The 7,575-nt window shown below is 59.3% G+C and carries 9 protein-coding genes; 5 read left to right on the top strand and 4 right to left on the bottom strand.

Annotated features, from left to right (window positions below; translation table 11 throughout):
* Positions 1–449 (bottom strand): Lrp/AsnC family transcriptional regulator (locus RBA41_RS25105; RefSeq protein WP_306626959.1); only part of this gene is annotated, 449 nt, incomplete at its 3' end.
* Between the two features lie 127 nt (positions 450–576).
* Here RBA41_RS25105 and RBA41_RS25100 point away from each other — a divergent pair.
* From RBA41_RS25100 to RBA41_RS25080, 5 genes are read left to right on the top strand one after another with little or no spacing between them, the layout of a single operon-like run.
* Positions 577–849 (top strand): hypothetical protein, encoded by a 273-nt coding sequence (locus tag RBA41_RS25100; protein WP_306626958.1) that lies wholly within the window; start codon positions 577–579, stop codon positions 847–849.
* Positions 850–907: 58 nt separating this feature from the next.
* On the top strand, positions 908–2,128 hold the full coding sequence (locus RBA41_RS25095; protein ID WP_306626957.1) for an efflux RND transporter periplasmic adaptor subunit: 1,221 nt from the start codon (positions 908–910) through the stop codon (positions 2,126–2,128).
* Positions 2,128–2,892, top strand: coding sequence for an ABC transporter ATP-binding protein (locus tag RBA41_RS25090; RefSeq protein WP_306626956.1), 765 nt, complete (start codon positions 2,128–2,130; stop codon positions 2,890–2,892). Before RBA41_RS25095 ends, RBA41_RS25090 begins: the two co-directional genes overlap by 1 nt.
* On the top strand, positions 2,889–4,112 hold the full coding sequence (locus RBA41_RS25085; RefSeq protein ID WP_306626955.1) for an ABC transporter permease: 1,224 nt from the start codon (positions 2,889–2,891) through the stop codon (positions 4,110–4,112). The genes RBA41_RS25090 and RBA41_RS25085 overlap by 4 nt, the downstream gene beginning before the upstream one ends.
* 5 nt (positions 4,113–4,117) lie before the next feature.
* Positions 4,118–4,843, top strand: coding sequence for a hypothetical protein (locus tag RBA41_RS25080; protein ID WP_306626954.1), 726 nt, complete (start codon positions 4,118–4,120; stop codon positions 4,841–4,843).
* Positions 4,844–4,914: 71 nt separating this feature from the next.
* Here RBA41_RS25080 and RBA41_RS25075 read toward each other — a convergent pair whose 3' ends face one another.
* The 3 genes from RBA41_RS25075 to RBA41_RS25065 all read right to left on the bottom strand — a co-directional run bounded on the left by RBA41_RS25075 (position 4,915) and on the right by RBA41_RS25065 (position 7,545).
* The gene (locus RBA41_RS25075; protein WP_306626953.1) at positions 4,915–5,295 is read right to left on the bottom strand and encodes a hypothetical protein; all 381 of its coding nucleotides are present in this window, start codon (positions 5,293–5,295) and stop codon (positions 4,915–4,917) included.
* A 151-nt stretch (positions 5,296–5,446) separates the two neighbouring features.
* Positions 5,447–5,827 (bottom strand): hypothetical protein, encoded by a 381-nt coding sequence (locus RBA41_RS25070; RefSeq protein WP_306626952.1) that lies wholly within the window; start codon positions 5,825–5,827, stop codon positions 5,447–5,449.
* The gene (locus RBA41_RS25065) at positions 5,824–7,545 is read right to left on the bottom strand and encodes a hypothetical protein (protein WP_306626951.1); all 1,722 of its coding nucleotides are present in this window, start codon (positions 7,543–7,545) and stop codon (positions 5,824–5,826) included. The genes RBA41_RS25070 and RBA41_RS25065 overlap by 4 nt, the downstream gene beginning before the upstream one ends.
* Between the last annotated feature and the right edge of the window lie 30 nt (positions 7,546–7,575).

The raw sequence follows: 7,575 nt of genomic DNA, 5'->3' as shown, positions 1-7,575 counted from the left end.
CTCCGCTTCATCACCCTCAGCACAAATGTCGACCTGCTGTGCCGCAATCCCGGCAGCTTGTACAACCTGCGCCGCAAAAACTCCTCGTACCCCGCCGTCCCCGCCACCGCCACCTTGATCAGGTAATCGTACTCCCCGGTCAGCAAATACGCCTCCAGCACTTCCGGCATATCGGCCAGCGCCTGTCCGAAGCGCTCGAAGGTATCGTCATCATGCCGGTCCAGGGTCACCTCGATCATCACCGTATCGGGCACGCCCAGCGCTTTTTGGCTCAGCAGAACCGTATAGCCTTCGATCACCCCCGCCTCCTCCATCTGCCGCACCCGGTTCCAGCAGGGCGACGCCGACAGGCCGATCTTCTCGGCCAGCTGCGTATTCGAAATCCGCCCATCGCGGCGCAGCTCGCGCAAGATCTTGCGGTCAATCTCATCAAGTTCGGCAGCATTCATGGCTTTTCGCATTCCAAAAGAAGAATTTCCACAATATCACATTCCAGCCAGAAGAATCTTCCACCAAAAACCAAACAAGGCCTCACTTCAAAAGCCTATTCCGCAGCCCTCCAGATATCCTTTCGACATGAACGATAGCCACCTCCCCCTGAGTTTTTCCGTCCCCAGGACGGCCACCCTGGACACCCTCGAAGCCGTGCTGGCGATCGCCCGCCGCGGAGGCCTGCAACTGGCCGCCATGGAGCTCGACAGCCGCACCAGCAACGACACCATCTTCCTGAACCTGCGCGCCCCGGACCCCGACCTGCTCGACCTGTTCATGGCGCGCCTGCACAACGTCATCGGCATCGCCGACATTTGCCCCATGGACGATAAAGTAACGCGTATGCATGTTGCCTAATTAGCACAAATGGCGGACACTACGACGTCGCGCTGCCGCGCCAGACTTGTTGAAGCCAATGACATTATTCACCCGGAAACGCGTAGCCATCCTGATCGCCGTGCTCGCTGTCGGCGCCGCCGGCGCTGCCTGGCTGCAGTCGAAAAAACCGCCTGTCATCCCCGAGTCGCGCTACCGCGCCGCGCCGGTCGACACCGGCACCATCACCCAAACCGTCACGGCCACCGGCACCATCAACCCGGTGGCGCTGATCAATGTCGGCTCGCAAGTCTCGGGCACGGTGGTCGAGCTCAAGGCCGACTTCAACGACCACGTGAAAAAGGGCCAGGTGCTACTCAAACTCGACCCGACCATCTTCAACGCCCAGATCCGCCAGGTCGAAGCCGGACTGGCCTCGGCCCAGGCCTCGATGCGCCTGGCGCAAGCGAACTTCGAGCGCAACGAACGGCTGGTGGCCCAGAACTATGTCTCCAGCCTGACCCTGGACCAGGCGCGCCGCGAGCTGGACGTGGCCAAGGCGAATATCAAGCTGTCCGAGGCGCAACTGGCGCGCGCCCAGGCAGACCTCGACAACAGCGTGATCCGCGCCCCCATCGACGGCGTCGTCATCAAGCGCACGATCGACCTGGGCCAGACGGTAGCGGCCTCCTTCACCACGCCGAACCTGTTTCAGATCGCCAAAGACCTGACCAAGATGCAGATCGACACCAGCGTCTCGGAAGCCGACGTTGGCGCGCTGAAAGATGGCCAGCCGGCCCACTTCGTGGTCGACGCCTATCCCGATCGCGAATTCGCGGCCAGCATGCGCCAGTTCCGCCTGGCAGCGAATGTGGTGCAGAACGTGGTCACCTACAACGTCGTGCTCGATGTGGAAAACAAGGAAGAGTTGCTCAAACCCGGCATGACGGCCCAGGTGCGCCTGGTGGTCGGCAACCGCCCCAACGTGCTGCGCATTCCCACGGCCGCCCTGCGTTTCCGCCTCAGCGATGAAGAGCTGGAAAAAGAACAGAAGAAACGACAAAAGGAAAATGCGGCCGACGGCAAGGCCGCCCCGGCCGTGCCGCCGCCGGCCGAGGATGAGGACATCACGTTCCGCAGCAAGAGCGAAACGGCGCGCATCTTCAAGGTCTACAAGCTCGACGAGAAGAACGAGGCCAAACCTGTCGACATCAAGATCGGCCTGTCCAACTTCCGCTATACGGAAGTGCTGTCGGGCGAGCTGAAAAAGGGCGATAAAGTCATCACGCGCGCCAACGCCAGCGCCAAGAGCGAGTTCTGATGCCGGCGCAGGACACGCCGCTGATCGATATCCGCCAGGTCACGAAAAGCTATTTTTCGGGCAGCATGGAGACGCAAGTGCTGTTCGGCATCGACCTGCTGGTGCCGCGCGGCGACTTTCTGGCCGTGATGGGGCAATCCGGCTCGGGCAAGTCGACCCTGATGAATATCTTCGGCTGCCTGGACCAGGCCACCGGCGGCACTTACCTGCTCAACGGCATCGATACATTGACCCTGTCGCGCGCCGAACTGGCGACCGTGCGCAACCGGACCATCGGCTTCGTGTTCCAGAGCTTTAACCTGATCAAGCGCATGAGCGTGGCCGAGAACGTGGCCCTGCCGCTGATCTACGCCGGCGTATCGCGCGCGAAGGCGCACGCCAAGGCGCTGGTCGAGCTGGAGCGGGTCGGCCTGGCCGAGTACGCCAAGCGCACGCCCAATCAATTGTCCGGCGGCCAGCAGCAACGGGTGGCGATCGCCCGCGCGCTGGTGGGCGACCCGCCGCTGATCCTGGCCGACGAGCCGACCGGCAACCTCGACACCCAGACCAGCGTCGACATCATGCGCTCCTTCCAGCAATTGAATGTGGAACGCGGCATCACGATCCTGCTGGTCACGCACGAGCCCGACATCGCCGCCTACAGCAAGCGCCTGATGCGCCTGAAAGATGGGCGCGTGCTGTACGACGGCCCGGCCGCCGACGGCTTGCGCGAACTGGCGCTCAGCCATGAGCAGCAGGCGCTGGCGCACGGAGGCACGCCATGAATTTCTTCCAGGTTGTGATCGAAGCGTTCCGATCGATGAGCGCGAACCGCCTGCGCACCGCGCTGACCATGCTCGGCATCATCATCGGCATCACCTCGGTGGTACTGCTGCTGGCCCTGGGCGACAGCATGCAGCGCTTCATCGGCAAGGAACTCGAAGCGCTGGGCACGAATATGCTGTTCATTTCGCCGGGCGGCAACCGCGCCGCGGCCCAGCGCATGCGCGCCGGTGCCGCGCCGGCATTGACCCTGGCCGACGCGGCCGCCTTGAATTCCTTGTCCAGCCTGTCCGGCGCGGCGCCGGCGCTCCAAGGGGGCTTCAAGCTGGCAGTCGGCAACGAAACCTCGTCGAGCATCGTGCACGGCGTGACGCCCGCCATGTTCAAGATCCGCAACTGGAAGATCGAACTGGGCAGCGTGTTCAGCGAAGCCGACGTGCGCGCCGCCTCGCGCAGCGTGATCATCGGACACAAGGTCGCCGACCAGTTCTTCTACAAAATGGACCCGCTCGGCAAATATATCCGCATCGAAAACGTCGCCTTCCAGGTCGTTGGGGTGCTGCACGGCGAGGGCAAGCAGGTCGACGGGCCGGACATATCCGAACTGGTGCTGGTGCCGATTACCGCCGCCCGCGCCCACCTGGTCCGCAATCCCTTCCCCGACAATGTGCATTACGTCGTGGCGCAGGGTAAGTCCGACGGCAATTTGCAGGACGCCATCGAAGACATCAACGAAACCTTGCGCGACCGCCATCACATCAAGTTCGAGGAGCCGGACGACTTCCGCATCGACAACCTGGCGTCGTTCGCGGAGACGGCCGGCAAGATCAGCGCCGGTATTGCCGCCATGCTCGGCGTGATCGGCGCCATTTCGCTGGTGGTGGGTGGCATCGGCATCATGAACATCATGCTGGTGTCGGTGACCGAGCGCACGCGCGAGATCGGGATCCGCATGGCCATCGGCGCCAAGCCGCGCGATGTGCTGTTGCAATTTTTGACCGAGGCGGTGGTGATTTGCCTCGCTGGCGGCGTGGTGGGCATTGCCATCGCCATGGGATTGGCGGCGGCAATTACCGCCACCGGCAAGTTCGATGTCGTGATCACCGTGTCCGCGGTGATTGTTGCCTGCGGCTTCTCCAGCCTGGTGGGCGTGTTCTTCGGTTATTACCCGGCACGGCGCGCGTCACGACTGCTGCCGGTCGATTGTTTGCGTTACGAATAGACGTGATGAAATTCACATTACTGATTGCCATGATGCTGGCGGCAGGCATCGCTCCCGCCCAGGAAGCCGAAGACGTCAAGGAAGTTGATACGGTGCAGGTCAACGCGCTGCGCGATCCTGATTTCAAGACGTACCGCGCGTTTGTTGCCGGGCTCGATGCGTTCGATAAAAAGCACACACTGGCGCCGGCCGCGGCCCTGCGTTTCCTGCTGCGCCCGAGTATGCCAAGCGACAGCATCGAAGGTGTGACGATCCGGATCGCGGGCAACGAGACCAGCATCGGGGTGCCGCTGGCTGCCGATGGCACGTTCGCGATGCCGCGCGATCAGTCTGCCTTGGATGAGGATGCTGAAATCATCCTCAATCGCAAGAAAGGCAGCTTCCGCTGGCGCCCGGACGTGCACACGCCCGAGGTGCCGGCCAACGCGCGCCGGCTGGGGGATTTACGGCTGGAATGCGAAGTGCGCTGGGCGGTGGACCGCAAGGACGTCTCGTTCTTCAAGCGTACGCTGATTACGACGCTCGGCGGCGCTTGCCGGAGCTCGCGCGTGCATGTGATTCAGCTGGCGCCGCGCGCGCTTGCGGGCTATCGCATGGTGGCGGGAGAACGCAAGGTGACTGCACCGGCCAAGGCCATTGGCCCGGACGGAATGATGTATGTGGTGCCGCTGCACGATGCGACTTGGCCGGATGATGCGCTGGTGGAGTTTGAGTTTGCGGGGCAGCAGTAGTTTCTAGCACAGGTGTGTGGGAGCGGCTGGCTTGTCCACCTGGCCCCGATGTTATTCAAATGGGGCCGCATTCACTCCTCAAAATCGACATACGCATGCTTGACACCGTCGATGACGATTTCCTCATAAACTTCGCGTGGAGTTCCGGAAATGGTTAATCTGAACTCAGCCAAAACTTTCTCAAATTCTGGCGTCAACAGTCTCTCGCGAATTTCATATTTGAGAGGCAGCTCCGAGAAAGGAACCGGTAGATGAATGGTTCCAGCCAGTACACTTTCACACATCGGAACCACCCATCTCCATATGCCGTGCTCGTCCTTATCCGGATCAATATTTTTTGTTATATAGTCGAGCAGCACCCGTGTCTCACGTTTTAGACGCCGCTCATCGATTTCAGCAAAGCGATGTGTGTCACCCAATAATTTTACCAGCCTTCTTTTCGTTGCACTCATGGTAGTTTCCCAAGCAGAATAGGAGCGGTACACCTGCTTCAAACGGAAAGCTCGATTCCGGGCGTGGAAAAATGGAACGCACCATTTGTGCCTGCTTGACGGCAATGGTGCGCAGGCGGGTGATTGATCAGCGCTTGCGCGCCAGTCTCGCTCATTCTTCGAAATCCGCGTACATGTACCTGACGCCGTCAATAACCACCTCGTCAAGAATTTCGCGCGCAGCACCGGAAATCGTCAATTTAAACTCAGAAAATAGTTCATCAAAACCAGTTTCTAAAAGTTGTTCACGTGATTCATATCTAAGCGGCAAGCTAAAAAAAGAGACAGGCAACGGAATTTTTTCGGCAAGCACATCTTGGCATAATGGGACAACTGACGTCCATATCCCATACTCATCTTTGTTCGGATCAATATTTTTCTTGATATATTCAATTAATTCCCGCGCTTCACGTTTTAATCGGATCTTGTCCACTTCCGCATAGTCTCCTGTCTGCCCATCTAATTTAACCAGCTTTCTCTTTGTTGATGTCATGGCAATTTTCCAATTACAATCGGATCTGTAAAAGCGCTACGATTGGTTATAAGAGTTTGAACTCCCCCACCAGGCTGAATATATCCGTTCTGGGAAGTACGAGCAATTGTTGATTCAAATACTGTAACAGCTCTGGTAGCTTTAACCTCTACCACATCAAATCTGAGGGTTTGCTGACTTTCCAACGGAATTCCAATACGATCTGATATTTGGTCATAACTCATACCCTTCAACGCAGACACCTCATCCTTCGTCGCAAAGAATGCTGAATACTGACCGGGCATTTTTCCTTCTGGCACTAATTTATAGAGGGAATCTCCTGCGGCGAGATCTACTGCTTTTGGCAATGTCGATCCGCTGGCCATCAACTCTTTAGCCATTTCCAATGCTTTCCCTGGCGGAATACCTTGCGCTCGGTAAGATGCTACTAGCTTACGTCCTTCCTCAGAACGTAGTGGCCCTTCTCGAATTCCATGTGTAATGTATCCATCCGGGCCAACATAGCCGTTAGGCGGAGGACGTGCGCGCTTTGGCGCAAGCGAAATATACACCCCGCCAGGGGGCGTTGAAGCACCGGCGGAACGTGAAGCAGCTCGCACGCTGACAGCAGGGACTGTCGCGGTAGCAGCTGTGCCGACCGTAGCGCTAGCACCTGCGGCCGTAGCTGCGGCAGTGGTAACGCCGGTCCCGCTAGTACCGGTAACTATTCCACCAGTAGGAACGCCAACCGGGACGGTAACGCTGGCGCCTGCTCGAACAGCAGTGATACCAGCCGTCGCGGTAGTGGTAGTGGCAGCGGTAGCCGCAGCATCCTTAACCTTAGTCAAGTCCAACAACTTTTTGGCTTTTGCCGCACGTGCGGCTTTTAGCCAGCCGCTACCAAACATGGCGACTTCAAACACCCCCCGCGTCACCGATTCGACATACTGCCCCTTCGACCAAGGATTGGTAACCGGGCTGACCATCGCCGACGCAAGCCCACTCACATCTTGCGCCACACTCGTCGCGCTAACGTTACCGAGACGAATATCTTCGATAAGTATCAGCTTATCGAGCATTGCAAGCTGCTGGCCTTGCACGGTGCCGCCCCTGCGCAACAACTTGGGCACCCCTTTGACCGCTTCATAGGCCAGTTCGCCAGTGCCCATGACAAAACCCTTCACGCCCCCAAGCACGCCGCGTGCGCCCTGCGCCGCCCAATCGCCGACCGTTCCGGGCGTGCCCTGGATCTCTCCGATCCAGCCATCCGACACAGCGTTCGCGCGATCAAAATTGAAGAATTCGTCAAGCGCATCGAAGTCCAGGCGCCCTGCAAGCAGCTTGTCCCGCAGTGCTTTCATGGCCAACAGCTTCTTGCTGACACTCGCCGCAGCGGTTGCAGGGGTCCCGGCTGATGCCGCTGCGGGCGGCGCGACGGTTTTGACCATCGTCACCACCTGCCCACGCGCGCCACCCATGCCTGCGCTGTCGCAATTGATACGGCAGCCACTGTCGTGACGCGCTACAGGAATCCCATTGACCTTGACGTTGGAATGCCCTTCCAGAATTTGCACATAACCGGTGGACAGCGAGGTGCCGGACATAATGTGCGCGCCCGCGTTCGCTTGCGTGTTCTTGAAGAGATCGCCGATCCGGTACACCGGCGTCCCGCGCGCTTTCACATCCGGCGAAGCCGCATGCTTGTAATCGAGTTGGGCGAAGCTGTTAAACGCCACCACGCACTTCCCCACCTGGCACAAATCAGGCTC

The sequence above is a fragment of the Massilia scottii genome (assembly GCF_030846495.1).
In the GTDB taxonomy this organism is placed as follows: Bacteria; Pseudomonadota; Gammaproteobacteria; order Burkholderiales; family Burkholderiaceae_D; genus Telluria_A; species Telluria_A violaceinigra.
This window is presented reverse-complemented; position numbering and strand designations above follow the sequence as displayed.

What these genes read in the sequence shown, in the direction of transcription:
- RBA41_RS25100 (WP_306626958.1), top strand. Translation starts at nt 577, where the DNA reads ATGAACGATAGCCACCTCCCCCTGAGTTTTTCCGTCCCCAGGACGGCC.
- RBA41_RS25095 (WP_306626957.1), top strand. Translation starts at nt 908, where the DNA reads ATGACATTATTCACCCGGAAACGCGTAGCCATCCTGATCGCCGTGCTC.
- RBA41_RS25090 (WP_306626956.1), top strand. Translation starts at nt 2,128, where the DNA reads ATGCCGGCGCAGGACACGCCGCTGATCGATATCCGCCAGGTCACGAAA.
- RBA41_RS25085 (WP_306626955.1), top strand. Translation starts at nt 2,889, where the DNA reads ATGAATTTCTTCCAGGTTGTGATCGAAGCGTTCCGATCGATGAGCGCG.
- RBA41_RS25080 (WP_306626954.1), top strand. Translation starts at nt 4,118, where the DNA reads ATGAAATTCACATTACTGATTGCCATGATGCTGGCGGCAGGCATCGCT.
- RBA41_RS25075 (WP_306626953.1), bottom strand. Translation starts at nt 5,295, where the DNA reads ATGAGTGCAACGAAAAGAAGGCTGGTAAAATTATTGGGTGACACACAT.
- RBA41_RS25070 (WP_306626952.1), bottom strand. Translation starts at nt 5,827, where the DNA reads ATGACATCAACAAAGAGAAAGCTGGTTAAATTAGATGGGCAGACAGGA.